Raw genomic sequence first — 26,679 nt, 5'->3', positions numbered from 1 at the left:
TATATTAAAGGTAGAAGAGACACGCAAGGATTTTTACCCACCAAATCTATCATCATTGCTGCCATTGTACATACCAATGGAACCTGTTGTATGAGAAAGACAAGCCTGGTGTTTTTCTTCCTCATCAGCTTTTTTACGCCAGCGCAGATCATATCACGGGCGGTGAAACGTATTATACGCTCCTTAGTTCGAGCAATGGCCAGTTCCGCTATCATGTTACTGTTAAGCTGTTTATGGATTGTTTCAGCAATCGCCAGTTCAGCAATCCCGGCATTATAGGTATCTTTTATAAATCTTCCGGCCTGCGTTATGGCGATGTGTCGGTACCGCTCAACAACCAGGAAACCCTGAACCTTACGGATGCTGGTCCCTGTATTACGAACCCGCCGGCTGTTTGTTACCGGGTAGGCTATTATGAATTTGAAGTAACGCTGCCCAGCTCTGCCGAAGGGTATATATTGTCTACGCAGGTCAACTACCGCGTTAATGGCATCAGTAACCTGGTGAGTGGGTACAGCAATATCGGCGCCACCTATACCAGTGAAATACCGGGTACAGCGGCCCATCCCGATGGGCCTAAAAACCACAGTGCACAGTTTACCGGCAGTGATATGGTGGTGGTATGTGCCAACAATTCCTTTTCTTATAGTTTTGCGGCATCGGATGGGGATAATGACGAATTGCATTATTCCTTTTGTGATGCTTATGCCGGCGGGTCGATCGGTGGCGGGGGTAATGCCTCCCCTCCCAATCCCCCACCCTACCATTCTGTTCCCTATGGCAATGGGTACAATGGTAGTATGCCGCTTGGCAGTTCGGTAAAGATCGATCCCGCTACGGGTATGATCACGGGCATTGCGCCGCCCGATGGTACGTATGTGGTAACGGTTTGTGTGCAGGAGATACGGGACCACAAGGTTATTGCGATACAACGCAAGGACCTGCAGATCAAAATTACTTCCTGCAATGTAGCGGCTGCCTCCATCCCACCCACCTATATGCTTTGTGAGGCTACGCAAACGATCAACCTGTTTAATTTTTCCAATAGTCCACTGATCAATACTTACAACTGGGAAATAACCAATGCTGCAGGCGTTCCTATCTTTAGCAGTGTAACACCTACGGCCTCTTATACTTTTGCCGATACAGGATTGTACCGGGTAAAGCTGGTCATTAACCGCGATGGACAATGTGCGGATTCTTCCATTTCCATTGCCCGCGTATACCCCGGTTTTATACCAGCTTTTACCTTCACGGGGATCTGTATTAATAAACCTACGAAATTCACGGATGTTACTACCACGGTATATGGACAGGTGAATCAATGGTCCTGGAATTTTGGACAACCCGGCGATCCGTCAGCTACTTCAACTAATCAACATCCCACGTATACTTATTCTTCTTTGGGCATCAAAAACGTTCAACTAATTGTGAACAATACCAAGGGCTGCATTGATACGCTGGTAAAAGCGGTAACGATCCTGGACAAGCCGCCTATTACGCTGGCTTTCCGCGATACGTTGATCTGTATTCCCGATAGGGTGCAATTAAAGGCAGCAGGTAGTGGTATCTTCAGTTGGACGCCTGGCATCAATATCATCGATGCCAATACGCCCACTCCCACTGTATGGCCCACCACAACTACCAAATACTATGTAAAGCTGGATGACAATGGTTGCCTTAACAATGATTCTGTACAAATACGCGTGGTAGACCATGTAACGCTGCAGGTAATGGACGATACGATAATTTGCCGGAATGATGCCATACAACTGCACCTTGCCTCTGATGGGCTTCGTTATGAATGGACGCCCGCTCAGCAACTGCTGAACCCGCTGGTAGCATTTCCTACTGCTACCACTCCTTTTAATACGCTGTATAAGGTGACGGCCTATATAGGCAGTTGCTCGGCAGTGGGCGATGTGCAGGTAACTGCCGTTCCTTATCCCCTGGTCGATGCAGGCGCCGATATCATGATCTGCCATGATGCATCTATTCAATTGCATGGAAGTACTGATGGTGATATTGTAAAATGGTCGCCCGCCGGCAGCCTCAACAATGCAGTTATTTTAAACCCGGTCGCTAAGCCTCCCGGCACTACCAATTATATACTAGCAGCTTATGACGACCGAGGCTGCCCCAAGGCGGGATTGGATTCGGTATTGGTTACTGTATTGCCGGATATCCTGGCTTCTGCCGGTCGTGATACAGCGGCCGTGGTGGGGCAACCGCTTCAATTAAATGCCACTGGCGGGGTAAAATACAGCTGGACACCAGGCGAAGGGTTATCCGCTACCAATATTGCCAATCCGATTGTGACGCATTACACGCCCTCTAATGGGGTATTCTATAAGGTGCTGGTATATAATGAGGCTGATTGTGTAGACTCGGCCTTTGTCCAAATAAAAGTATTTAAAACACGACCTTCTATTTTTGTGCCTACGGCTTTCTCACCCAATGGCGACGGCAACAATGATGTATTTCATTTCATAGCTGCCGGTATGCAACGGGTGGAATATTTTAATGTATACAACCGCTGGGGACAACTGGTCTATAGTAGTACTACGGGCGTCAATGGCTGGGATGGCACGCTGGGCGGCAAACCCCAATCGTCGGGCATCTATGTATGGGCGGTGAAAGCGATGGATTATACCGGCGCTGTTTATACGCTGAAAGGAACGGTAACGCTGGTAAGATAAAGAAAGCAGGCAGGATCGCTGATCTCACCGGTTTGAAAGGGTTACACGGATTAAGTGGATCAGGCGGCGGTTTGAATCGCTGATTCATTGGGTTTAGTAATTTGCCTGTGTTGTTCCTGTTCCTTATAATGGCCTATGAGGCTTTGTTTTTCCAGCCACTCCCTTTTCTTTTGACGGGCAATGTGTTTGCGCTCCTTTTCCATGAGTTCAGTGGCATTGTTGTAGTTACTTTTCCAGTGATTAAGGCCCAGGATACGGCTGTAGCGGCGGCGTTTGGGATTGCTGTTGCGGTGTTTAATGCGGGTGGTATAATTCTTTCTACGCCGGGAGGGTTGTTTTTTGGGGCCGGTCTCTAGTTTGATACCAGTGGCTTGCTGGTAAAGTACCCAATATTCCGCATAGGTTTTCCAAAGGTAGTCATCAGTTTGCTGCGGGGTAGCACCTTTAGCGATCATAGAGATGGCAATGCCGGTGAAGTCGCGGTACATCCAGAACTGGCGCCAGTGGATGGGTAAGCTGCGATAAATGGAGGAAGCTATTTTAGAAGCGGTGACGAGCCTTTGGGCATGGAACCTGGTATTGGCAAAGGCAGGGTCTTTCAATACCTTTTCGCGGGTAAGGCGGCTTTTCTTACGCACCTAGTATTTATATCCCGTTTTGTCCTTCATCTTGTAGAAGGTTAAATCGTCCCAGGTGCATTCTAAAAGAGCGGGTCCACATTGTTTGGCCATGGTTTATTGGATTTAGTAATTCAATTTACTGCAAGTTTCCCGGCATTGGGGATATGGATGACCGAAATGGCTAAAATGATCACAAATGGCCAGGTTTGACTAGTGGGAAGGCTGATTGGCCTTACCGAGAAGCGGAGGGCATTGGGATTATGGAGGGTCAGTTGTGGGTTATGCTGTTATGCCGGCAAAGGCGGGTGGGTGTTTGACATGAAAGGGTTGGGGTCGTTCATATTTTAAGAAAATGCGCCTTTACTGCGGAAGCGGTACCCTTCTACTACCCTGGAGCTGCCCTGGGGAGTTACTGATTGCGCAGATGTAGAACCACAGATTACTGGGATTGGAGCGAAGCCGGAGGGCGGAAGGCTGAAGTCCGGAAGATGAATGGCAAATCCAAAAGTCCGGCATCAGAGTATTTTTCTCTATGTACAGGATAAATTCTATAGGGTACAATTAAAAGGGTTTCGGAAATTTCACCAGGTGCGAGGCTCGAAGATTTCAATTCCTCTTGGTACAATTAAAAGGGCACGTCGATTTACAAAATACGCAGTCCTAATTAAATTTCAATTCCTCTATGGTACAATTAAAAGATATCATGCTTATTCAACAAGAACTCCATGCTTCTAAATTTCAATTCCTACATGGTACAATTAAAAGTTTTTCTGCCTAAGGGGTTACTTAGCATTTTACTCTTATTTCAATTCCTACATGGTACAATTAAAAGCACGGTTGGCTACTTTCTCCTCATTTGTCATGGCATTTCAATTCCTACATGGTACAATTAAAAGTCGTGGCCACGGCGACGCCAAGCCCCAACGATTACATATTTCAATTCCTACATGGGTGTACCTCCGAGTAGCTAAAAATTAAGATATTATAAAAAGTTTACTTTTTGGGCTTATCAAAAATGTAAACGTATGGAACAAAAGCAATCAAGTGGCTTATCGAAGGAGCAAAAAATGTTCGCGTTGATAGCTGAACATGAAGCCAGTTCGATGACAGTAAAAGATTTTTGTGAGTTGTATGATCTTTCACCTGGTACATATCACTACTGGCAGAAGAAATATCACGCCCGGTTGGAAGATAAGCCGATGGAGAATCAAAGTAGTTTCACTTTGCTAACAGTGACAGGGCAGCAAGAGGTTTCCATTTCCCAGGATCTCTTTGCGGAATACCGGGGCATCCGTTTTTACCGGGAGCCATCTGTGAGTTTTTAAAAGCTTTAATCAGTTAACTTATGTTACAGATCAACAACGGCACCCATTACTGGTTGTATCATAAGTGGGCGGATGTAAGGAAGAGTTTTGACGGTTTGAGCGGGCTTGTTACCAACGAACTGGGAATGGAAATTCAGACGGGTGATGTATTTATCTTTTGAACAAACGGCAAACGCACCTGAAGGCGTTAGAATGGGAAGGGGATGGTTTTAGCTTATACTATAAGCGATTAGAGGAAGGTACCTTTGAGTTACCGGCAGGTATTATGGAAGGCACTCACAGTAGTATTACGGCTAAACAATTAAGTATGATCTTACAGGGCGTTTCTTTGAAGAAAGCGTTTTTCGAAAGCGGTACATCGGTACGATGTAATCCTTATGGATCATGGGTTGAATATATTTGACGTTGCCATCGAAAAAATGGCAACGTTTTTTATTTTAAGAAAAACAGGCCGGGTTATCCACATTTTTTGGTGCTGTTTTTAAAATCATTTTTGAATGCGGGTTTATCCACGCATCGGCTGTATAACTTTCGGTTATACGATATAGCTTAAATGCATAGCCGGGCTATCTTTGTATAATGTCAGCAGCAGCAGAAAATATAGATTACAAAGCGCTCTATGAGCAACTGCTTCCAATGCTGCAACTACAGCAACAAAATAATGGACAATTACTACAAAACAACCAGGAGCTATTACAAAGCAATAAAGAATTACGCGATCAGGTAACGCAGCTTCAATATCAATTGTATCAACTAACGAAGTTACTGGGTGGTTTTAAGACTGAGAAGTTTGTTCCTTCCCCTTTACAGCAACAGCAGGAATTAGGCCTTTCCTTTGAGCAGGGGTATAAAGCAACCAACCTTGCTGATGTTCAAAAGATAAGTTACGTAAAGCAAAAACAGGTTCAACGGGAAAACGGGTTAGCCAATGCCTTTCCGGATCATCTACGGGTGGAAGAGACCGTGATAGAGCCTCCGGAAGATGTGAGCGGATGCGAGAAGGTGGGAGAAGAAGTAAAGGAACAGCTTGGCTGGAAGCCGGGAGAAATATTTCTCCAACGTACTATTATCCCTCAGTATAAATGCTCTGTAGCAGAACGGCCTGATCAGCATCGTATAGTGCAGGCGCATCTTCCAGAGCAAGCCTTGTCTAAGAGCATTGCCACGCCGGAGTTGTTAGCACAGATCATTATAGATAAGTTTATAGATCATAAACCGCTGAATCGTCAGTTGGACTGCTTCAAGAGAAGTAATGTCACCATTGCTTATTCAACCATTACCGATTGGGTACGGCAGGTTGCGAACGTGGTAGCGCCACTGGGCCATCTGCACCTGCATGAGATGTACCAATATGATTATTGGCATGGTGATGAAACGTGTGTCTCCGAGTAGCCTAAAAAATCGTATTGTTTAGTTGCCTAATTTTGCTTTAAGCCGTAGTGATGGCTTGTGTTTTTTCCACTGGTGGGGTAAGAGTTTCCTGAGTTGCGCGGTAGTCATCTCGTTGATGTTATGACTAAGCACTTCGCGGAGCCACTCATAAGGGTTTACGGTATTAAGTTTGCAGGTAACCAGCAGCGAGTATAAGAGGCCTGCTCTTTTGGCCGCTTCATGCGAGCCACAGAACAGGTAGTTTTTGCGTCCGACAGCCAGGTTTTTCATACAGCGCTCTATGGGATTATTATCAATATGCAAATGATTAGTAGAGGCATAGAGACTTAAGCCGTCCCAGCGTTTGATGCTGTAAGCTATAGCCTGTGCTATAGGGCTTTTCGGTTTTAGCTTTACATACTCCTGCTTCATCCACTCTCCCAGTTCTTTTAAAATAGGCACAGATTGTTCTGTCCGCCGCACTTTGATCTGGTCCGGGTTGAGCTGCTCTTCTCTACATTGCTCCTCGATCTTATAAAGCTTCGCTATCTCGGTCAAAGCATATTCTGCCCGAACTTTATCATTGCCTTTCGCCTCATAAAAATGACGACGGGCATGGGCCATACAAAAGAACACATGTATTCCTTTGATGTCCAACTCTTCATAGACATCATAACCATCTACCTGCAAGTGACCCTTAAAATGTTGTAAGATATGTTTGGCTGCCAATGTATCCCTCCCCGATGATAATCAAAGTAGATCAGTTGCCCGTTATGCGTTAAGTACGTCCAGTAATACCCCTGGTGGGTATCTTTCTTCTTATTCCTGTCCAGAACCTGTATGGTTGTTTCATCACCATGCCAATAATCATATTGGTACATCTCATGCAGGTGCAGATGGCCCAGTGGCGCTACCACGTTCGCAACCTGCCGTACCCAATCGGTAATGGTTGAATAAGCAATGGTGACATTACTTCTCTTGAAGCAGTCCAACTGACGATTCAGCGGTTTATGATCTATAAACTTATCTATAATGATCTGTGCTAACAACTCCGGCGTGGCAATGCTCTTAGACAAGGCTTGCTCTGGAAGATGCGCCTGCACTATACGATGCTGATCAGGCCGTTCTGCTACAGAGCATTTATACTGAGGGATAATAGTACGTTGGAGAAATATTTCTCCCGGCTTCCAGCCAAGCTGTTCCTTTACTTCTTCTCCCACCTTCTCGCATCCGCTCACATCTTCCGGAGGCTCTATCACGGTCTCTTCCACCCGTAGATGATCCGGAAAGGCATTGGCTAACCCGTTTTCCCGTTGAACCTGTTTTTGCTTTACGTAACTTATCTTTTGAACATCAGCAAGGTTGGTTGCTTTATACCCCTGCTCAAAGGAAAGGCCTAATTCCTGCTGTTGCTGTAAAGGGGAAGGAACAAACTTCTCAGTCTTAAAACCACCCAGTAACTTCGTTAGTTGATACAATTGATATTGAAGCTGCGTTACCTGATCGCGTAATTCTTTATTGCTTTGTAATAGCTCCTGGTTGTTTTGTGGTAATTGTCCATTATTTTGTTGCTGTAGTTGCAGCATTGGAAGCAGTTGCTCATAGAGCGCTTTGTAATCTATATTTTCTGCTGCTGCTGACATTATACAAAGATAGCCCGGCTATGCATTTAAGCTATATCGTATAACCGAAAGTTATACAGCCGATGCGTGGATAAACCCGCATTCAAAAATGATTTTAAAAACAGCACCAAAAAATGTGGATAACCCGGCCTGTTTTTCTTAAAATAAAAACGTTGCCATTTTTTCGATGGCAACGTCAAATATATTCAACCCATGATCCATAAGGATTACATCGTACCGATGTACCGCTTTCGAAAAACGCTTTCTTCAAAGAAACGCCCTGTAAGATCATACTTAATTGTTTAGCCGTAATACTACTGTGAGTGCCTTCCATAATACCTGCCGGTAACTCAAAGGTACCTTCCTCTAATCGCTTATAGTATAAGCTAAAACCATCCCCTTCCCATTCTAACGCCTTCAGGTGCGTTTGCCGTTTGTTCAAAAGATAAATACATCACCCGTCTGAATTTCCATTCCCAGTTCGTTGGTAACAAGCCCGCTCAAACCGTCAAAACTCTTCCTTACATCCGCCCAATTATGATACAACCAGTAATGGGTGCCGTTGTTGATCTGTAACATAAGTTAACTGATTAAAGCTTTTAAAAAACTCACAGATGGCTCCCGGTAAAAACGGATGCCCCGGTATTCCGCAAAGAGATCCTGGGAAATGGAAACCTCTTGCTGCCCTGTCACTGTTAGCAAAGTGAAACTACTTTGATTCTCCATCGGCTTATCTTCCAACCGGGCGTGATATTTCTTCTGCCAGTAGTGATATGTACCAGGTGAAAGATCATACAACTCACAAAAATCTTTTACTGTCATCGAACTGGCTTCATGTTCAGCTATCAACGCGAACATTTTTTGCTCCTTCGATAAGACACTTGATTGCTTTTGTTCCATACGTTTACATTTTTGATAAGCCCAAAAAGTAAACTTTTTATAATATCTTAATTTTTAGCTACTCGGAGGTACACGATGAAACAACCATACAGGTTCTGGACAGGAATAAGAAGAAAGATACCCACCAGGGGTATTACTGGACGTACTTAACGCATAACGGGCAACTGATCTACTTTGATTATCATCGGGGAGGGATACATTGGCAGCCAAACATATCTTACAACATTTTAAGGGTTACTTGCAGGTAGATGGTTATGATGTCTATGAAGAGTTGGACATCAAAGGAATACATGTGTTCTTTTGTATGGCCCATGCCCGTCGTCATTTTTATGAGGCGAAAGGCAATGATAAAGTTCGGGCAGAATATGCTTTGACCGAGATAGCGAAGCTTTATAAGATCGAGGAGCAATGTAGAGAAGAGCAGCTCAACCCGGACCAGATCAAAGTGCGGCGGACAGAACAATCTGTGCCTATTTTAAAAGAACTGGGAGAGTGGATGAAGCAGGAGTATGTAAAGCTAAAACCGAAAAGCCCTATAGCACAGGCTATAGCTTACAGCATCAAACGCTGGGACGGCTTAAGTCTCTATGCCTCTACTAATCATTTGCATATTGATAATAATCCCATAGAGCGCTGTATGAAAAACCTGGCTGTCGGACGCAAAAACTACCTGTTCTGTGGCTCGCATGAAGCGGCCAAAAGAGCAGGCCTCTTATACTCGCTGCTGGTTACCTGCAAACTTAATACCGTAAACCCTTATGAGTGGCTCCGCGAAGTGCTTAGTCATAACATCAACGAGATGACTACCGGGCAACTCAGGAAACTCTTACCCCACCAGTGGAAAAAAACACAAGCCATCACTACGGCTTAAAGCAAAATTAGGCAACTAAACAATACGATTTTTAGGCTACTCGGAGACACACCTACATGGTACAATTAAAAGAAGCCGGACGGCACAACAACCGTATTCGTAAACCTATTTCAATTCCTACATGGTACAATTAAAAGATCAGATCGTTGGTAAAAGGTAATCCAGATAGACGATTTCAATTCCTACATGGTACAATTAAAAGAGCCAGGCAGATATACAACAGCGTTGGAATAATCTAATTTCAATTCCTACATGGTACAATTAAAAGGACAGTACGGCATATTCCGGTTGTTCTAATATTTCCATTTCAATTCCTACATGGTACAATTAAAAGCCAAGATCGAGATGCCCATGAACCACAAACGGAACTATTTCAATTCCTACATGGTACAATTAAAAGTTCTCTTCCGGAACAGACAAGGCTGCTGCCTCATTATTTCAATTCCTACATGGTACAATTAAAAGCAGAAAGAATTCTCAAGGTTACAGGAGGGTATCATCCATTTCAATTCCTACATGGTACAATTAAAAGCTTGCGGTGGCTTATGGTGGCGGTGATGCTTTTGGAATTTCAATTCCTACATGGTACAATTAAAAGCCTCGTATATCCAATCCTTGCAGCTTACCAAAAGTAAACATTTCAATTCCTACATGGTACAATTAAAAGATACTCATAATTATTCATATAAATAGATTTAATAAAATTTCAATTCCTACATGGTACAATTAAAAGTAATATTTTTGCCTATACCAACACCCTTATAAATATTTCAATTCCTACATGGTACAATTAAAAGAGGATTTACCGCCACTTATTACACTCTTTGGATAGTATTTCAATTCCTACATGGTACAATTAAAAGAATCGTCTAGGTCTTCTGTTTTATACATAATTATCATTTCAATTCCTACATGGTACAATTAAAAGTTTCTTAATGGCGGCGGGTATGGCGGCAGCTTAGAATATTTCAATTCCTACATGGTACAATTAAAAGGATCCGATAGGCGAAGATATATGTAGAAAAAGGGAATTTCAATTCCTACATGGTACAATTAAAAGTAATAATACCACTTCGGCCTCTGCCGAACCGTTAAAAATTTCAATTCCTACATGGTACAATTAAAAGCGAAGATGAAATTATTAAACTATTCGATGCGTGTGGATTTCAATTCCTACATGGTACAATTAAAAGTGAACCTTTTTCCAATTTACGAATCCGCCACCAATATTTCAATTCCTACATGGTACAATTAAAGGACAGGTACATCTGCGTCCTGTTAGGTTGCGCTAATCATTTCAATTCCTACATGGTACAATTAAAGAGTTGCTCACCAATTTGGTATATTTTGGGAGTTGAAATTTCAATTCCTACATGGTACAATTAAAAGCATTATTGCCAGATTGATAATGCATATCGTATAGTATGATTTCAATTCCTACATGGTACAATTAAAAGTGCCAGTTTCTCGCCAGTATTTACTGCATTAGCCAATTTCAATTCCTACATGGTACAATTAAAAGGTCATAACCGAAATCATAATTGCATACAAAGCAAAAGATTTCAATTCCTACATGGTACAATTAAAAGCTACTTACTTCGCTGTTTCTAACGAGATTGAAACCAATTTCAATTCCTACATGGTACAATTAAAAGATCACTTAGAAGGCGGTACGCATGTGTTCTATAATAATTTCAATTCCTACATGGTACAATTAAAAGTAGTAGTTTTTGTATATGTCCCAATATGCGAGTAATATTTCAATTCCTACATGGTACAATTAAAAGTGCTCTTGTAAGTTCGTTCTGTAATACTGCCCCAATATTTCAATTCCTACATGGTACAATTAAAAGAGTGGTTCATTATTTCCTAGTTCTGCATTGGAAGAATTTCAATTCCTACATGGTACAATTAAAAGAATGATTGAAGCAGGATTAAATCCAGGATTAATATAATTTCAATTCCTACATGGTACAATTAAAAGATCAGATGCCTTCGTGATTAATACAGGCGGACTTAATTTCAATTCCTACATGGTACAATTAAAAGCTAGTCCCTCTTGGCTGCCTAGTGCGTAATTTCGACCCATTTCAATTCCTACATGGTACAATTAAAAGGTATACTTTTCTGGATAGGTTTAGTGTGTCGATTGATTTCAATTCCTACATGGTACAATTAAAAGAATAGCAGTAAAGAAGGAAAATGAATTTACAGAATCTAATTTCAATTCCTACATGGTACAATTAAAAGCTATTGTTAACGATAAAATACCCGACACGACAAATATTTCAATTCCTACATGGTACAATTAAAAGTTTGCATTTCTTGTAATTTTTCTTGTTGTTCAATTATTTCAATTCCTACATGGTACAATTAAAAGGTCTGCTAATCTTAGCATTCTTAACATTGTTAATAATATTTCAATTCCTACATGGTACAATTAAAAGTCTTTTCCTCCTGTAGGTGCTGCTCCTCCTGTTACATTTCAATTCCTACATGGTACAATTAAAAGCGCTTTTGTTAGTTCGTTTTGTAGCACTGCTCCTATATTTCAATTCCTACATGGTACAATTAAAAGAATCAACAGAATTGTAAACAACAAAGAACCAATTAAATTTCAATTCCTACATGGTACAATTAAAAGCCAATTAAAAGGCGGTACGCATGTGTTCATAACTAATTTCAATTCCTACATGGTACAATTAAAAGAAACAAGACAACGACGAAATCAAGCATCAACTTAGATTTCAATTCCTACATGGTACAATTAAAAGTGTTGTTTTGTTTTTCGGAAAGGTAATAGTATGCTATTTCAATTCCTACATGGTACAATTAAAAGTTTACATAACAACCAGCTCGGAATCGGCATGAAAAATTTCAATTCCTACATGGTACAATTAAAAGATTACAGAAAGCTAAATACCCGCCTAGGGTACGGCAAATTTCAATTCCTACATGGTACAATTAAAAGGAAACAGGACAGGCAGTTGCCGATCCAGCTGCCAGCCTATTTCAATTCCTACATGGTACAATTAAAAGTCGTCGGGCTGGCGGCCTAAAAGCCTGATCATCAAGGCTTTTCATAACGAACTTAAGCCTTTTATTTGAGAAATAGTAGTCGACCTCTCCTAATACGATTTGCCCCAGGTATCGACGACCGCCACTGGCAGCTGATAATTACGGGTTTAGCCGCCAGCCATCCTAGGTGTTATAGATCCGCCCACCCTTGCTCCTCCCCTTCGACGACTAAAAACCAGCGTCTCCCTTCTATTCCCAACCTTTATCCTGGTACCTGTTCAGTAGCCTGTCACTGGCAGTGCTGCAACCAGTAGTATTTTCAAAAGTTAAGGGCTGTCAGCTTGTGCGTGCGTATAAATCTCGTTAACCTTGTACCAGCAACTTTCCCAACCTGTTTTTCTCTGCCGCGCCTTTTCTCCGTACAGCATGATCCTAACTGCCAACCGTTCCCATTATAGCTGTAGCGTTTAAAGTATGCGTAAAATGGTTAAATGGGGCCATTCATTTCGGGGTATTGAATGAAGGTATTAATATTGTACACCATACCGGTTGTCGCATAGGTATTCCGGTACACGCTTCCCTTAGTGATAAAAACTGAAGTGCCCATTTTCCCACTGGCCATCCATTGAGATCAACATTCGATGCTGTTTAAAAAAACAGCCAGGTAGTTTTTTATCACTTAAGCCAACTGCTTATGCGTTCTATTTATGCCATCATTGCACCTGTTATTTGCTTATTGTTAGTAAGTGTGCTACCAGCTACCTTGCCGGCCCAGTTTGTAACCCCGGGTGTGGTAAGTCCTTCCAGCCAAACCATTGTATCGGGTACGGCACCTGCATTATCGGCTACAGCACCCAGTGGGGGAAGTGGGTCCTATCCTTATATATATACCTTTCAATGGCAGTCGTCTCCCAATGGCAGCACCTGGACCAATATAACAGGTGCTACTTCCGGTAGCTCCTGTGCAGCAGGCCCCATTACCGCAAACACTTATTTCCGCTTGTTCACCTACGAGAATGGTACCCCTATATTTCCAATACAGCTACCGTTACCGTTGTTGCTGCCCTGGTAGCAGGTACAGTATCACCTGCCAGCGCAGCCATCAACTACAATACTTCTCCGGGTTTACTCACTGGCACAGTCGCTACCGGCGGTAATGGAACCTATGCCTATCAATGGCAGAGTTCGCCCGATAATACCACCTTTACCAATATTGGCGGCGCTACGGCTCAAAACTATACACCGGGCAACCTCACCGCCAATACCTGGTACCGGCGTACAGTTACCAGTAATGGCGTAACCCTCAACAGCAATGTGGTGACAATTACTGTGTACCCCCAACTGGTGGCAGGCAGCGTAACACCTGCGAGTGCAAGCATCAACTACAATACGTCGCCGGGATTACTCACTGGTACCGTGGCCACTGGTGGCAATAGCACCTATGCCTACCAATGGCAATCCTCTCCCGATAATAGTACGTATACCAACATTGGCGGCGCTACGGCTCAAAACTATACACCGGGCAACCTCACCGCCAATATCTGGTACCGGCGTACAGTAACCAGTAATGGCGTAACCCTCAACAGCAATGTGGTGACGGTGACGGTGTATCCCCAACTGGTGGCAGGCAGTGTAACACCTGCGAGTGCAAGCATCAACTACAATACCTCCCCGGGGTTGCTGACTGGCACCGCAGCCACTGGTGGCAATGGAACCTATGCCTATCAATGGCAATCCTCATCCGATAATACCACTTATACCAACATTGGCGGCGCTACGGCTCAAAACTATACACCCGGTAACCTCATAGCCAATACCTGGTACCGGCGTACAGTAACCAGCAATGGCGTAACTGTTAATAGCAATACTGTGGCGGTAACGGTGTATCCGCAACTGGTACCTGGAACTGTATCACCTGCCAGCATCAGCATTAACTACAATACCGCCCCGGGGTTGCTGACTGGCACCGCAGCCACCGGCGGCAATGGAACCTATGCCTATCAGTGGCAGAGTTCGCCCGATAATACCACCTTTACCAATATTGGCGGCGCTATGGCTCAAAACTATACGCCGGGCAACCTCACGGCCAATACCTGGTACCGGCGATCTGTGACCAGCAATGGCGTAACCGTTAACAGCAATACTGTGGCCGTAACAGTATATCCCCAACTGGTGGCAGGTACTTTGTCGCCTGCTGCTCTTTCCATCAACTACAATACTTCACCTGGACTCCTAAGTGGTACCGCCGCTACCGGCGGCAATGGCAGCTATACCTACCAATGGCAAAGCTCTCCCGACAATACCACTTATACCAACATTGGCGGCGCTACGGCTCAAAACTATACACCCGGTAACCTCATAGCCAATACCTGGTACCGACGTACAGTAACCAGCAATGGCGTAACTGTTAATAGCAATACTGTGGCGGTAACGGTGTATCCTCAACTGGTGGCAGGCAGTGTAACACCTGCGAGTGCAAGCATCAACTACAATACCTCCCCGGGGTTGCTGACTGGCACCGCAGCCACTGGTGGCAATGGAACCTATGCCTATCAATGGCAATCCTCATCCGATAATACCACTTATACGAACATTGGCGGCGCTACGGCTCAAAACTATACGCCGGGTAACCTCATAGCCAATACCTGGTACCGGCGATCTGTGACCAGCAATGGCGTAACTGTTAATAGCAATACTGTGGCGGTAACGGTGTATCCGCAACTGGTACCTGGAACTGTAACACCTGCCAGCATCAGCATTAACTACAATACCGCCCCGGGGTTGCTGACTGGCACCGCAGCCACCGGCGGCAATGGCACTTTGCTTATCAATGGCAATCCTCGCCCGATAATACCACCTTTACCAATATTGGCGGCGCTATGGCTCAAAACTATACGCCGGGCAACCTCACCGCCAATACCTGGTTCCGTCGTTCTGTAACCAGTAATGGGATAACCCTAAACAGCAATACTGTGGCCGTAACCGTGTATCCGCAATTAGCGGCAGGTACTTTGTCGCCTGCTGCTCTTTCCATCAACTACAATACCGCCCCGGGGTTGCTGACCGGCACCGCTGCCACTGGTGGCAATGGATCTTATACCTACGAGTGGCAGCAATCATCCGAAAATACCAATTGGACAACTGTCGGTGGTGCCACAAGTCTGAACTATACGCCCGGCAACCTGCCTGTTACTACTTACTTCCGCCGGGCGGTAACCAGCAACGGGGCATCGGTAAACAGCAATGTGGTAACAGTAACGGTGTATGGTCAACTCATAGCCGGCAGCCTGCAACCCGGCAGTAAAACCATTACGGCTGGTACCAGTCCGGGCTCACTGGGCGGCGCTACCGCCACCGGCGGCAACGGCAGCTATACCTGGCAATGGCAAACATCTTTAGACAATAGCAGTTGGACTAATATTGGCGGTGCGACCACCCAAAACTATACACCCGGCAACCTCTCCACCGCCACCTGGTACCGCCGGCAGGTCAGCAGTAATGGCCTTACAGCCTTCAGCGAACCCCTGCTGATCTCTATGACCCAGCCCGTGGCCGCTACACCGGCCGCCTACAATGTCACTACCATCAACTATATCCGTACCTGGGATGCCACGGCTCCCGATACCGATGATGCCAGCCTCATCACCCGCCCCTGAAAGACGTAAAACAAACCACCCAGTATATTGATGGCCTGGGCAGGCCGATACAAACCGTCGTAAAGCAGGGTTCACTGGCTACAGGAAGTTCTCCAATGGACCTGGTCATGCCGGTAGTATATGATGCCATGGGCCGCGAGCAATACCAATACCTGCCTTTTGCGGCCAATACCACTGGTGGCAATGCATCGGTAAATGATGGTGCTTTTAAGCTCAATCCCTTCCAGCAGCAGGCCACTTTTACCGGCACCCGGTATCCCGGTGAAAATTATGGCTATAGCCAAACCATCTTTGAGCCTTCACCACTCAACAGGCCTTTAAAACAACTGGCGCCCGGCAATAGCTGGGCAGGCAGCGACCGGGGATAGAGACCCAATTGTATGTGAATACGATTACCGATAGCGTACGCATCTGGGCTGTCACCAACAGCGGTACCATGGGGGTGTTTGCTACCTACACCTGCGACAGCCTGTACGATGCCGGTACCTTGTTTAAACAGGTAACGCAGGATGAGCACCACAAACAGGTCATTACCTTTACCAACAGCGAAGGCCAGGTGGTGCTGAAGAAAGTACAAAATACTGCCATCGTGGATACCGGCACCGGTAAAGGCCATTACGGCTGGCTCTGCACCTACTACGCTTATGATGTGTATGGGCTATTGCGCTGCGTTGTACAGCCCCGGGGAGTAGAACTGCTGCAGGCCAATAGCTGGAATATCAACTACAGCAGTGGTTTGATCCTGAATGAGCAATGCTTCCGCTATGAGTTTGATGGCAAACGGCGTATGATCATCAAAAAAGTGCCGGGTGCAGGCGAAGTATACATGGTGTACGATACCCGCGACCGGCTGGTGCTTACACAGGATGCCAATATGCGCAGTGGCAGCCCTGTAAAATGGCTGTACAGCCAGTACGATGAGATCAACCGGCCGGTAGCTACCGGCCTGTGGAACAACAGCAGTACCCTGGCTACCCATTACACGGCAGCTTATGGCAGTTCTACCTATCCCGGCCTCGCCGGACAAACCATCGAAGAACTGACCAATACCTTTTATGACAACTACAACTGGCGCAGCAGCTATGGCAACCCATTAAGTGCCACCCGTAGTAATGTGTACGATGCTTACCTGCAAACACCTTCCAATACTACCTGGCCTTATCCGCAAAATGCCACCCTGCAAAGCAGCCTCATCAAAGGACTGGTGACCGGCAGCCGCACCAAAGTATTGGGCACTGGTACTTATTTATACACCATCAACTTTTATGATGACAAAGGCCGCCTGACGCAGGTACAGGCCACCAACGTAAGTGGCGGCACCGATGTACAAACCACCCAATACAGTTTTGCAGGACAGCCCCTGCTACTGATCAGCAAAACCGAGAAAGCGGGCGCCAATGCACAGACCTCCATTGTGGTAACACAAATGAGTTATGATGACCTGGGCAGGGTAGTTAAAACCGAAAAGAAACTAAGCCATACCCTGGTGAACAGCAATGCCATGAGCGCTTACAAAACAATAGCCGAATTGCAGTACGATGCCCTGGGGCAGTTGAAGAAAAAGTACTCGCCCCCACCGGTGGCCCTGGCGGCGGCCCGCTGGACTCCCTGGTCAACGATTACAATATAAGGGGCTGGCTACTCGGTGTAAACCGTACGTATGCCAGGGATACGACACTGGTTGCTCCCGCCGCCGGACGTTATTTTGGTTTTGAACTGGCCTATGACAACAATGCACTTAGTGTTAATGGACTCTCCGATCCCTATGCCGGCAACCTCTTCAATGGCAATATAGCGGGTACGCTGTGGAAGAGTGCCGGCGACAGCCGCGTACGGCGCTATGACTTTACCTATGATGCCATAAACCGGCTGACGGGTGCCCAGTTTAAGCAGTTTACGGGCAGCAACTTCAACCTCAATGCGGGTATGGACTTCAGCACCACGGGGTTAAGTTATGATGCCAATGGCAATATCCTCACCATGAACCAGAAGGGCTGGAAGTCCGGCGGCAGTACCCTGATCGACAACCTGGCCTACAACTATATAGCGGGCAGCAATAAGCTGCTCAATGTGATAGATGGCGTCAGTGAACCATCCACCCCTGGGCGACTTCCGCACATCCAACCAACATCCGTCAGCAGGCAGCAAGAACAGCAGTACGGTGGATTACAGTTATGATGCCAATGGCAATATGGTCAAAGACCTCAATAAGGATATGGTCACTTTTGGTGGTGGCAATGGCGTGGAATACAATTACCTGAATCTGCCGGCTAAGGTGACCATTAAAAAGGATGGCAGCAGCAATAAAGGGACAATAGAATACCTCTATGATGCCACAGGCAATAAACTAAAGAAGACGGTATATGAGCCGGGTGTAGATACCATGGTAACCCTGTACCAGGGGGTGCCGTGTATCAGAATGACACTTTGCAGTTCATCGGTCATGAGGAAGGGCGTATCCGGTTGGTAAGGGTAGACAGTGCGGTATGCACTCCGCAGCCCAACCGGATCGTGTATGATTACTTCCTCAAAGATCACCTGGGTAGTGTACGTATGGTGCTGACGGAACAAAAAGAAGACATTTGTTACCCGGCGGCAACGGTAGAGGATGCAAGACTTCAAAAAGAATCGGCTTTCTTTAATATCGTGAACGGACGCAGGATCGACAAAGCCACCACCGGCGCTACCCAAACCAGTTTCGAGAACAAGCTGTACCGGGTACATGGTGGGCTGGCCAACGAAAAGACCGGGCTGGGCATTGTACTAAAAGTCATGGCGGGAGATAAGGTGAAGATCATGGCCGAATCGTTTTATACATTGCCTGGTGGCGGGGCAGGCAGTCCACTCACCCTGGCCGTGACCGAATTATTGGCGGCATTTACGGGCAGTAGCGCGATAACAGCGAATAAAGGAGTGCTGACCCCGGCGCAGGTAAGTGGCATTGGTACCAACAATGCGGACCTGGGGAATTTTATTTCTAATAATAACCCTGGCGCCAACAATGCCAAAGCCTTCGTGAATTACCTGCTCTTTGATGAACAATTGAAGTATATTAGTGGTGCTGCCGACCCGGTACTGGTAGGTGGAGGCTATAAATTACACAATACCTACATCAACAGTCCGCTTACTATAGCCCGGAATGGTTATATTTATGTGTACGTCAGCAACGAATCCAACCTGCCGGTATACTTCGACAACCTGGCTGTAACCCATACTCCCGGCCCCATCCTGGAAGAAACACACTATTATCCTTTTGGGTTGACGATGGCAGGGATTAGCTCCAAAGCTGTAGGGAAGATGTATAACAAGTATAAATTTAATGGCATTGAACAGAACAATGATTTGAGTTTGAGTATTTATGAAGCTTTCTATCGAAGTCTTGACCCCCAGATTGGTAGATTCTGGCAAATAGACACTAAACCTACTTATTGGGAAAGCCCCTATGCTTCAATGAAAAATAATCCAGTATTGAATTCTGACCCATTGGGGGATACCATTATCATAGTTTACATAAACGAGTTTGTACCTGCTATGGCAAAATATAGTAATGGGAAACTTACACAATCTGATGGAAAACCTTTGAGCAATGATTTAACAGGGTATGGGACTAAGGTCTACAACGATTTAAAGAGAATTGACAACTCGGGTGATAAAGAATTAAGTAAACGAATGGGTGAAATGGCTGACAGTGAAAATAATCATTATATTTCAATGACACCATCTAATGGAAAGGGGAATCGTAACAAACCAGAATCTCAAGAAAAGGATGATAAAAATGTTTCCACTGGATCGACAACGCTTTATGACCCGGACAACAAAGTTAGCCCAATAGGAGAAAAGAGAGACCCCGCTATTGCGTTAACACATGAATTATTGGGGCATGGTTATAATACGGACAAAGGGACGTCGAGTCAGGGAATGACAAATAATGGAATATCCATTAACGAAGTAAGTGGGGTAAATATTGAGAATAGGGCACGAGCTAAATTAAATGCTCCCAAGAAAACTACGTATAGTGGGACACCCATTCCGTCAAACTTGTTGGATGATACTCACAAAAAAAAAAAAAAATGATTAATAAATGTTTGGTATCTATATTATTGTTCTTCTTTCTCTATAGTTGCCGAAAGGAAGAATGGAATAATAAAACACTCCATACGCTTCTAACTGACTTTGATCGTCACAGCTACTTTTGAGTGTAAAAATAGATAAAATGAAGGTTCAAAATAGGTATTTAGTCTCTAATCTTGATCTATATAGATACTTTAAACACAAGCATAATTTCAATCATAAACAATATGAAGATTACATGAGGACAGTACTTTTAAATGACCAAGTAATACTAGTTGATGATTCAAGTATAAATACTTTTCAATTCACCAGAGTTATCGAAGAATGTTCAGAAAAAGAACGAAATCTGAATGAAATCATTGGCAAGTATTTCCATAAAATATTATCCAACTACGTAGTCAACGAAGGTGTTTCTGAGTTAGAGAAAAATTGCTTAATAGATGCTTTGTTTCGTAAGAAGGTTGTCTCACTAACCGATGATGAATCCGGATATTTGCTAATTCCTGAATGGCAATTTGGACACAAATAGAATTAGTTTATGAATAAGGGGCAAAGTATTAAGATTAACGTTGAGGGGAATACAGCACTGTTGGCTTCTAAATATGGAGGTGAAAACACGGGTACAGCAAATTCTTTTGGCATAAACGTTTTACAAGAGGTTCAGAATATACCTTTGAATATGAACCAAGGATTAAAGCCGCATTCTGTCGGTTATTTGTGGTTCAGGATGACGATACCTGGGTTAGGATATTTAGTTCCACCATCAGGCACGCCAAAATATTAATTCCATGAGAGTAAAAAGTTGTTATACCATTTTATTTTTTTCTATGGCTTTTATGGCTTGACCCTCAAACTGGTAAAGTATCATGGAAATAACAGGATGCAAACTTATTGTAATCTTCACAATAACTCTATTCTTGATTGGTTGTGAGCGAAAAGAAAATAAATCTATTATGTTATTTTCTGAGTATCATCAGCATGATACGGTTGTGCCGGATCGGTCGTTAAGGATTAACTATGAAAGAAATCCGAAAGTAGATTTTGTTAAGGCTATGATTATGTCTTCTACAGATAGCAGTATCGCAGTATATTATCAAAAGGTTTCAGATAGTTGAATTTATCGCTCTTTGGATACTTTGGACTTTAAATTATCTCATTCTTTTCTGCTAAAGAAAGAAGTAGAATTGAAAATTAATAAAACTGTTCCCTTTTTTTAAATGTCATGAGCAAAAACACAATACCAAATTTTATACATTAACGGAAAAGGATAGTTCAGAGCTCATCGTTTTTGATGAGGCCATCCCCTGGTACAGCTTTACATGCTCTTACTATTTGAAAAATATAATTTATTTTTAATTCTCTACAACTGTGAAGTGGGGGAAGGAGAAAGGTACAATATGCCCCAGGATGCTTATTATAAACTATCGGGAGCAAAAGGTCTATCTATTGATATGAAGTACTTAAATAAACTGTCTGATAGGATAATTAAGGACACATCATTCTTTGCGAAATACAATAAATTTTCGTACACTACCCCACCTCCTCCAAAGCAATGAACAATTCCCAATATGATAAATAAGCGAATTGGTCTAGTCTGCTAAAACCACAGGAACATTGCTATATGAGGCTTATTATTATCCATTGCCCAAATTCAAGAATATGGCAAAGAATTTTAGATTTTTATAACAATTGTATTACAATCATCCCTACGCCAATTGCCTCCTAAAGGAAGAAGGGCTTACCTCATATCGTTTTCTGAAAGCGGTAGCAAAATGTTCGAGGCTATTGAACCCACATTCAAAAGCAATATCACTCACAGCCTGCTGGCTTTCGGTCAGCAAACGTTTTGCCTGGTGCAGGCGTATGCCCAGCAGGTATTGATGCGGCGCCACTCCCAATACGGCTTTGAAGAGACGACTGAAATGAAAAGGACTGGCATGGCAATGCTGGGCCAACTGCTGCAGGGAGATGTCTTCCCGGAAATGGCGCAACAGGTAATCCTGGGCCTGTTCGATGGTAGGCAAGTGATAAAACTTGAAGGCAGTGGGCGCCGGTGTTACAGCCGCCACATCGCCCAGCATACCCATGGTCACTTCAATACCTGTAATACCAATTCATCAACGTATAGTTTGGCAGGCGCCTGGCCATTGACGATCCCGGCACCCAGGCTCAGGGGCTGTACCTGTTGTAGTAGAATATGGTGCAGGTGATCGAGGGCCGGATTGCTATTGATCAACATGGAATGCATATCGGGGTTTTTCAAAAACCATCCGGCCTCCTGTACATAGTTATCGATGATCTGTTGAAAGAAGGGAAAACTAAACTTAATGGTGGTAGTGATATCGGGCTGGCCGTCGATATGTCGGGTGGTATGGGGAAAGCTGGGTTTGGAGATCAAAACACGCCCGGTATGGGCCTCCTCTTTCCGCTTGAAGGTACGGTACTCAAAAAACCGGTTTGTATAAAGTCAATGCTGAAATGCTCATTGTATTCGGTTTGACTAAGGGAGCAGATATCACAACGGCAATTGAACTGGGTGAGCTGGTAAATATCAGAACAAAATAATATGCGTACATCTGCGAGCATGTATCTAAAGTTAACGAATAAAGCGTTCCAAGGAAGGTATAAAGGAGGGCCACGCTGCTGCGCTGCCAAGCCGGGCTGCAGGGTGACTCACCTTTCTTTTAAAAGTTAGCAAGATTCCGAAGGTGCAATAGTTCTGTATTTCCGAACTTGTGCAAGGATTCCTAAAATGAAAACAATGAATCGTACTCAATGGACTGTATTACTGGCTTTTGCGGGAATTTATATTATCTGGGGTTCTACTTATCTGGCTATCCTGGTAGCGCTTAGGGATATTCCACCTTTTATGATGGCTTCGTTGCGCTTTTTAACGGCAGGCGTATTATTATTCGGTTGGTGTATGGTCAAAAAGCAACCATTGCCCACTGCCCAAAGTATTGGCCGTAATGCGTTTTGTGGTACGCTCATGCTGTTTGGCGGTACGGTTTCTGTTACCTGGGCCGAACAATATTTGCCCAGCAGCCTGGCAGCGATCATCGTTACCTGCCTTCCCTTTTGGTTCATCTTACTGGACAGGAAGCAGTGGGCTTATTACTTCTCCAATAAAGTGATCATCCTGGGATTATTGGTTGGTTTTGCCGGTGTGGCATTGTTATTTGGTTTTGGTTCACAAAGCCATATCACTGGCGGTACCAACAAACTGGTGATCTGTATCCTGGTTATCCTGGCAGGAGAAATAGCCTGGACGGTTGGATCGCTTTATTCTAAATACCGGCCTGCCGATGGTAGTCTGGTGATGAACGCCAGTATCCAGTTATTGGCAACGGGTGTATTCACCAGCCTGGTGAGTTTATTAGCGGGCGAACACGATAAGATGGCATGGACACAGGTATCAATTGATTCCTGGCTGGCCCTGGCTTACCTGGCGACTATGGGCTCGATTGTGGCTTATTTATCGTACTTGTACCTGCTCAAAATGCGGCCCGCCGCCCAGGTTAGTACGTATGTATATGTAAATCCTATTGTAGCCCTATTGCTGGGCGCATTGATAGCCAGCGAACCCATCACCTGGGTGCAGATTGCAGCCCTGGCCATTATCCTGGGCGGTGTGTTGCTGGTGAATATGCCGAAGTATTTGCCAACCCTTAGCAAGAAAGTAAACCCCATTTAATAAATCACTACTATGATCACGCGCATATGGCATGGCCGCACACTGACAGAACATGCTGCCATTTACCGGCAATACGTAATAGATACGGGTATCCCGGATTACCTGGCCACTCCGGGCAACCTGGGCGCCCAGATCTGGCAAAGGACAGAAGGAAATATTACTCATATCTGGACGGTTTCCTGGTGGGCAACGTATGACGATATTAAAGCCTTTGCAGAAGATGAGATTGAAAAAGCCAGGTATTATGAGGAAGATAAGCAATACCTGCTGGAGTTTGAACCACAGGTAATGCATTATGACACGTATGATTTCCGGCCTACTGATTATTATAAACCGTATCAGTCCTGATCTCTACACAATGCTCGGTCAATAGTTTTAAGTGTCCCTGTTGTTTTTGGATCACGAGGCCGCAGCGTTGATTGTCTTTAAAGGTGGTGTCCTTCCATAATCCATTGCCCTGCCAGCGGAGCTTACAATGGCGGTATTGCCATCAATCAGGATATTCAACTCGGAACGATTGGCCTGCAATACCTTGTAATAATCAGCGGCCAGCACTTCGAGGCTCTTGGCACGACTGGTAGTGCTGCCCAATGAACTAAAATAAACATACTCCTTACCCATACTGGAATCAATCACAGCCACTTGTTTGGCATTCCAGGAACTATCGTAATGAGCAATAAAGGCGGTTACTTCTTCTTTGGTAAGGCTTTCAGGTGCAGCAGCCAAGGGCGTTTGTTCGTTGCAGGCCATGAGTGTAGCCATGAAAAACAATACAGCGGAGATTTGTTTCATGAAACAGGTTTTATGGATAATAATGGTTGAAAAATAAAATCAACTTAGATGCCAGGGTGAGCCGCCCTGCTTCACTATATAGCCGCCCGCAGGGCGCCCCCCTAAAGCCTCCTTCGACAGGCTCCTTTGAATCCATCAACAAAGCCAGAGGCTTTGAAATAGGCGTCACCAGCCAGAGGCTGGCGACTGGGGAGAGCCGCCTTCGACAGGCTCAGGCTGCCGGTCGACAATACTTGCTTACCGCCATGATACTTTACAAAAGCCCTTTGTTGATGCGTGATAAGAAAACCTCGCGGTATTTTTCACTGACGGGTATACGCTCGGCACCAATAAATACATGGTTGTCTTCAATGCGCCTTATATGGTGCCGGTTAATAATGTACGACAGGTGCACACGGGAAAAATTGGCCGGCAGGGTTTCTTCCAGGTCCTTCATTCGTTTGTACACCACATGCTTGCCTTCTTTGGTATGAAATACCACATAATCTTTAAGCCCCTCAATAAGCAGCACATCATCATAATCAACCTGTACAATGGCTTTACCTGTTTTGAGGAAAAGCTTTTGGGTACCAGCTGTAGTACCGGAGGATAATGTAGCGGGTGCTGTACTTAGTTTAGCTACTTTATTAACCGCCCTGAGAAAACGCTCAAAGGTGATGGGTTTGAGCAGGTAATCAATGGCATTCTTCTCATAGCTATCTACAGCAAATTCGGCATAGGCGGTGGTAAAGATAAAGGGCTGATCGGCGGGTAGCAAGGTAGCCACTTGCATGCCCGACAAGTGGGGCATATTGATGTCCAGGAAAATAAGATCGGGACGCCCCTGCTTCAGGTAATTCAATGCTTCCAGGGCATTGTAACATTTATGCATCAATTGCAGGTAGGGCACCTGGTGGATGTACTCTTCCAACAGGTTTACCGCATACGGCTCATCATCTATTACCAGGCAGTTGATGGTCATGCTACAGGAAATTTGAGGGTGGCTGTATAGCAATGATCGGTCTTTTCCGTGATCAAAGTAAAATCATTTCCATATAATAATGTTAAACGCTTGCGCAGGTTGGTAAGTCCATTCCCTCCCTTGCCCCCATTTTCCTGGTTGTAATGGCTGTTGCGGGTAATAAAGTGCAGATAACCATCTTGTTGTTCCAAAGTGATCACTACATCGTTTTGCTCAACAGATTTATCAACCCCATGCTTGAAGATATTTTCTACCAGGGGGATTAATAACATGGGGGAATGATGAGTGAATCGTTGATCATGTTGCTGTCAAATTCAATAGCAGCCTGGTGCAACATGCGTATTTGTTCGAGCTCCATATAGTTTTCCAGGAAGTTGATCTCTGTAAGTAAGGGTACTCTTTCCTTGGGTGCTTCATCTACAAAATACCGCATGATATCCGATAAACGGGCTACGACTTCGGCAGTCCTTTCGTTTTTGGTATAGGCCAGGTAATAAATATTATTAAGGGTATTGAACAAAAAATGGGGTTGCACCTGTGCTTTTAGCAGGTTGAGCTCGGAGGCCAGTTGCTGGTTGCGCATTTCTTCCTGCTTGCGCAACAGGTGCACATAGTCGATGGTAATGCGCAACAGGGCACCAAACATAAAAGCCAGGAAATTGGTAATGAATACAAATGAGAAATGCGGCAACCCCATGTTATAAAAAGTGGAGTGCATGGGCAACACAACCTGTTGCTCGGCATACATCCTGATCATGACCAATGCCGCCAGGAAAAGGGTGGCATACAGGAAATACAAGGACCGACGATTGGTTTGATAAAACCTGGGGATCAGCCAGGTGGCATTGCCATACACTGCAATGAGGTAAGTAGTGGTAGCCACGGTTACGGACAGAAAACCATACATTGGGTTCTCCCATTTTTGAATGGCATAGAGGATCAGGAAGAAATAAAACAATACCCACACGATTGCCTGGACGCGCAGCAACTTCTTACGTAAGATGGTATCAATCGACGGCACACTCATAAACACAGATTACACTGATTAATCACAGATTTCACTGATTTAAACGGATTTC

General features: G+C 44.6%; 26 protein-coding genes, 4 pseudogenes and 1 CRISPR repeat array. Of the genes and pseudogenes, 18 read left to right on the top strand and 12 right to left on the bottom strand.

The window, feature by feature from the left end:
- The first annotated feature begins 86 nt into the window (after positions 1–86).
- Positions 87–2,699 carry a T9SS type B sorting domain-containing protein gene (locus RS881_RS15310; protein WP_315821871.1) on the top strand — a complete coding sequence of 871 codons (2,613 nt, stop codon included), beginning with the start codon at positions 87–89 and terminating at the stop codon, positions 2,697–2,699.
- Positions 2,700–2,758: 59 nt separating this feature from the next.
- On the opposite strand, the gene RS881_RS15305 is transcribed toward RS881_RS15310, so the two are convergent.
- Entirely contained in the window at positions 2,759–3,337 is a 579-nt protein-coding gene (locus RS881_RS15305; RefSeq protein ID WP_315821870.1) for a hypothetical protein, read from the bottom strand.
- A gap of 1,007 nt (positions 3,338–4,344) precedes the next feature.
- Between RS881_RS15305 and tnpA (RS881_RS15300) the strand changes: the two genes are divergently transcribed.
- From tnpA (RS881_RS15300) to RS881_RS15290, 3 genes and pseudogenes are all read left to right on the top strand, one after another.
- Complete coding sequence (tnpA, locus tag RS881_RS15300; protein WP_315815413.1) at positions 4,345–4,644, top strand: IS66 family insertion sequence element accessory protein TnpA; 300 nt, start codon at positions 4,345–4,347, stop codon at positions 4,642–4,644.
- Between the two features lie 20 nt (positions 4,645–4,664).
- A pseudogene (gene tnpB, locus RS881_RS15295) lies at positions 4,665–5,047 on the top strand (IS66 family insertion sequence element accessory protein TnpB).
- A gap of 176 nt (positions 5,048–5,223) precedes the next feature.
- Entirely contained in the window at positions 5,224–6,036 is an 813-nt protein-coding gene (locus RS881_RS15290) for an IS66 family transposase (protein WP_315821869.1), read from the top strand.
- Positions 6,037–6,054: 18 nt separating this feature from the next.
- Here RS881_RS15290 and RS881_RS15285 read toward each other — a convergent pair whose 3' ends face one another.
- The 4 genes and pseudogenes from RS881_RS15285 to tnpA (RS881_RS15270) form a co-directional block, all read right to left on the bottom strand.
- A complete protein-coding gene (locus tag RS881_RS15285) occupies positions 6,055–6,219 on the bottom strand; it encodes a transposase domain-containing protein (RefSeq protein ID WP_315824491.1) in 165 nt (54 codons plus the stop codon).
- Positions 6,220–7,601, bottom strand: a pseudogene (gene tnpC / locus RS881_RS15280) (IS66 family transposase); the annotation flags it as partial.
- Between the two features lie 232 nt (positions 7,602–7,833).
- Positions 7,834–8,216 (bottom strand): annotated as a pseudogene (gene tnpB, locus RS881_RS59485) (IS66 family insertion sequence element accessory protein TnpB).
- 3 nt (positions 8,217–8,219) lie between these two features.
- A complete protein-coding gene (gene tnpA / locus RS881_RS15270) occupies positions 8,220–8,537 on the bottom strand; it encodes an IS66 family insertion sequence element accessory protein TnpA (protein ID WP_315821867.1) in 318 nt (105 codons plus the stop codon).
- 44 nt (positions 8,538–8,581) lie between these two features.
- On the opposite strand from tnpA (RS881_RS15270), the gene RS881_RS59480 reads away from it, so the two are divergent.
- Together RS881_RS59480 and tnpC (RS881_RS15265) are read left to right on the top strand one after the other, a co-directional pair.
- A complete protein-coding gene (locus RS881_RS59480; protein ID WP_350340217.1) occupies positions 8,582–8,785 on the top strand; it encodes an IS66 family transposase in 204 nt (67 codons plus the stop codon).
- Entirely contained in the window at positions 8,737–9,408 is a 672-nt protein-coding gene (gene tnpC / locus RS881_RS15265) for an IS66 family transposase (protein ID WP_315821866.1), read from the top strand. Before RS881_RS59480 ends, tnpC (RS881_RS15265) begins: the two co-directional genes overlap by 49 nt.
- A gap of 107 nt (positions 9,409–9,515) precedes the next feature.
- A CRISPR array of direct repeats spans positions 9,516–12,447; the repeat unit is 30 nt; unit sequence ATTTCAATTCCTACATGGTACAATTAAAAG.
- Positions 12,448–12,913: 466 nt separating this feature from the next.
- On the opposite strand, the gene RS881_RS15260 is transcribed toward tnpC (RS881_RS15265), so the two are convergent.
- Positions 12,914–13,048, bottom strand: a complete 135-nt coding sequence (locus tag RS881_RS15260; RefSeq protein ID WP_315821865.1) for a hypothetical protein — start codon at positions 13,046–13,048, stop codon at positions 12,914–12,916.
- Between the two features lie 72 nt (positions 13,049–13,120).
- Between RS881_RS15260 and RS881_RS15255 the strand changes: the two genes are divergently transcribed.
- From RS881_RS15255 to RS881_RS15215, 10 genes and pseudogenes are all read left to right on the top strand, one after another.
- Positions 13,121–13,498, top strand: a complete 378-nt coding sequence (locus RS881_RS15255) for a DUF8696 domain-containing protein (protein ID WP_315821864.1) — start codon at positions 13,121–13,123, stop codon at positions 13,496–13,498.
- Positions 13,387–13,731 (top strand): annotated as a pseudogene (locus tag RS881_RS62555) (DUF8696 domain-containing protein); the annotation flags it as partial. The gene RS881_RS15255 and the pseudogene RS881_RS62555, both read left to right, overlap by 112 nt.
- 9 nt (positions 13,732–13,740) lie before the next feature.
- Complete coding sequence (locus RS881_RS15250) at positions 13,741–15,366, top strand: DUF8696 domain-containing protein (RefSeq protein ID WP_315821863.1); 1,626 nt, start codon at positions 13,741–13,743, stop codon at positions 15,364–15,366.
- Positions 15,306–16,082, top strand: coding sequence for a DUF8696 domain-containing protein (locus RS881_RS15245; RefSeq protein WP_315821862.1), 777 nt, complete (start codon positions 15,306–15,308; stop codon positions 16,080–16,082). The genes RS881_RS15250 and RS881_RS15245 overlap by 61 nt, the downstream gene beginning before the upstream one ends.
- A complete protein-coding gene (locus tag RS881_RS15240) occupies positions 16,079–16,450 on the top strand; it encodes a DUF6443 domain-containing protein (protein ID WP_315824490.1) in 372 nt (123 codons plus the stop codon). Before RS881_RS15245 ends, RS881_RS15240 begins: the two co-directional genes overlap by 4 nt.
- A 14-nt stretch (positions 16,451–16,464) precedes the next feature.
- A complete protein-coding gene (locus RS881_RS15235; RefSeq protein ID WP_315817190.1) occupies positions 16,465–17,712 on the top strand; it encodes a hypothetical protein in 1,248 nt (415 codons plus the stop codon).
- Positions 17,713–18,008: 296 nt separating this feature from the next.
- Positions 18,009–18,260, top strand: coding sequence for a hypothetical protein (locus tag RS881_RS15230; RefSeq protein ID WP_315821861.1), 252 nt, complete (start codon positions 18,009–18,011; stop codon positions 18,258–18,260).
- Positions 18,244–18,552 (top strand): hypothetical protein, encoded by a 309-nt coding sequence (locus tag RS881_RS15225; protein WP_315817192.1) that lies wholly within the window; start codon positions 18,244–18,246, stop codon positions 18,550–18,552. Before RS881_RS15230 ends, RS881_RS15225 begins: the two co-directional genes overlap by 17 nt.
- Complete coding sequence (locus RS881_RS15220) at positions 18,492–20,156, top strand: RHS repeat-associated core domain-containing protein (RefSeq protein WP_315821860.1); 1,665 nt, start codon at positions 18,492–18,494, stop codon at positions 20,154–20,156. Before RS881_RS15225 ends, RS881_RS15220 begins: the two co-directional genes overlap by 61 nt.
- 535 nt (positions 20,157–20,691) lie before the next feature.
- Positions 20,692–20,937, top strand: coding sequence for a hypothetical protein (locus RS881_RS15215; RefSeq protein ID WP_315821859.1), 246 nt, complete (start codon positions 20,692–20,694; stop codon positions 20,935–20,937).
- A gap of 922 nt (positions 20,938–21,859) precedes the next feature.
- Here the strand turns inward: RS881_RS15215 and RS881_RS15210 are convergent.
- Positions 21,860–22,240 carry a helix-turn-helix domain-containing protein gene (locus RS881_RS15210; protein ID WP_315824489.1) on the bottom strand — a complete coding sequence of 127 codons (381 nt, stop codon included), beginning with the start codon at positions 22,238–22,240 and terminating at the stop codon, positions 21,860–21,862.
- Between the two features lie 2 nt (positions 22,241–22,242).
- A complete protein-coding gene (locus RS881_RS15205) occupies positions 22,243–22,551 on the bottom strand; it encodes a hypothetical protein (protein ID WP_315821858.1) in 309 nt (102 codons plus the stop codon).
- A 363-nt stretch (positions 22,552–22,914) separates the two neighbouring features.
- On the opposite strand from RS881_RS15205, the gene RS881_RS15200 reads away from it, so the two are divergent.
- A complete protein-coding gene (locus tag RS881_RS15200; RefSeq protein ID WP_315821857.1) occupies positions 22,915–23,847 on the top strand; it encodes an EamA family transporter in 933 nt (310 codons plus the stop codon).
- A 12-nt stretch (positions 23,848–23,859) separates the two neighbouring features.
- A complete protein-coding gene (locus tag RS881_RS15195) occupies positions 23,860–24,195 on the top strand; it encodes an antibiotic biosynthesis monooxygenase (RefSeq protein ID WP_315821856.1) in 336 nt (111 codons plus the stop codon).
- Positions 24,196–24,246: 51 nt separating this feature from the next.
- On the opposite strand, the gene RS881_RS15190 is transcribed toward RS881_RS15195, so the two are convergent.
- The 4 genes from RS881_RS15190 to RS881_RS15175 all read right to left on the bottom strand — a co-directional run bounded on the left by RS881_RS15190 (position 24,247) and on the right by RS881_RS15175 (position 26,627).
- Positions 24,247–24,639 (bottom strand): nuclear transport factor 2 family protein, encoded by a 393-nt coding sequence (locus RS881_RS15190; protein WP_315821855.1) that lies wholly within the window; start codon positions 24,637–24,639, stop codon positions 24,247–24,249.
- A gap of 253 nt (positions 24,640–24,892) precedes the next feature.
- Positions 24,893–25,600, bottom strand: coding sequence for a LytR/AlgR family response regulator transcription factor (locus RS881_RS15185; protein ID WP_315821854.1), 708 nt, complete (start codon positions 25,598–25,600; stop codon positions 24,893–24,895).
- A complete protein-coding gene (locus RS881_RS15180) occupies positions 25,597–25,872 on the bottom strand; it encodes a LytS family sensor histidine kinase (RefSeq protein WP_315821853.1) in 276 nt (91 codons plus the stop codon). The genes RS881_RS15185 and RS881_RS15180 overlap by 4 nt, the downstream gene beginning before the upstream one ends.
- Positions 25,863–26,627, bottom strand: coding sequence for a sensor histidine kinase (locus RS881_RS15175; protein WP_315821852.1), 765 nt, complete (start codon positions 26,625–26,627; stop codon positions 25,863–25,865). Before RS881_RS15175 ends, RS881_RS15180 begins: the two co-directional genes overlap by 10 nt.
- Positions 26,628–26,679 lie beyond the last annotated feature (52 nt).

Source organism: Paraflavitalea speifideaquila (assembly GCF_032395985.1).
GTDB lineage: Bacteria > Bacteroidota > Bacteroidia > Chitinophagales > Chitinophagaceae > Paraflavitalea > Paraflavitalea speifideaquila.
The sequence above is the reverse complement of the archived record's forward strand: the minus strand, read 5'-3'. Positions and strand labels throughout refer to the sequence as shown.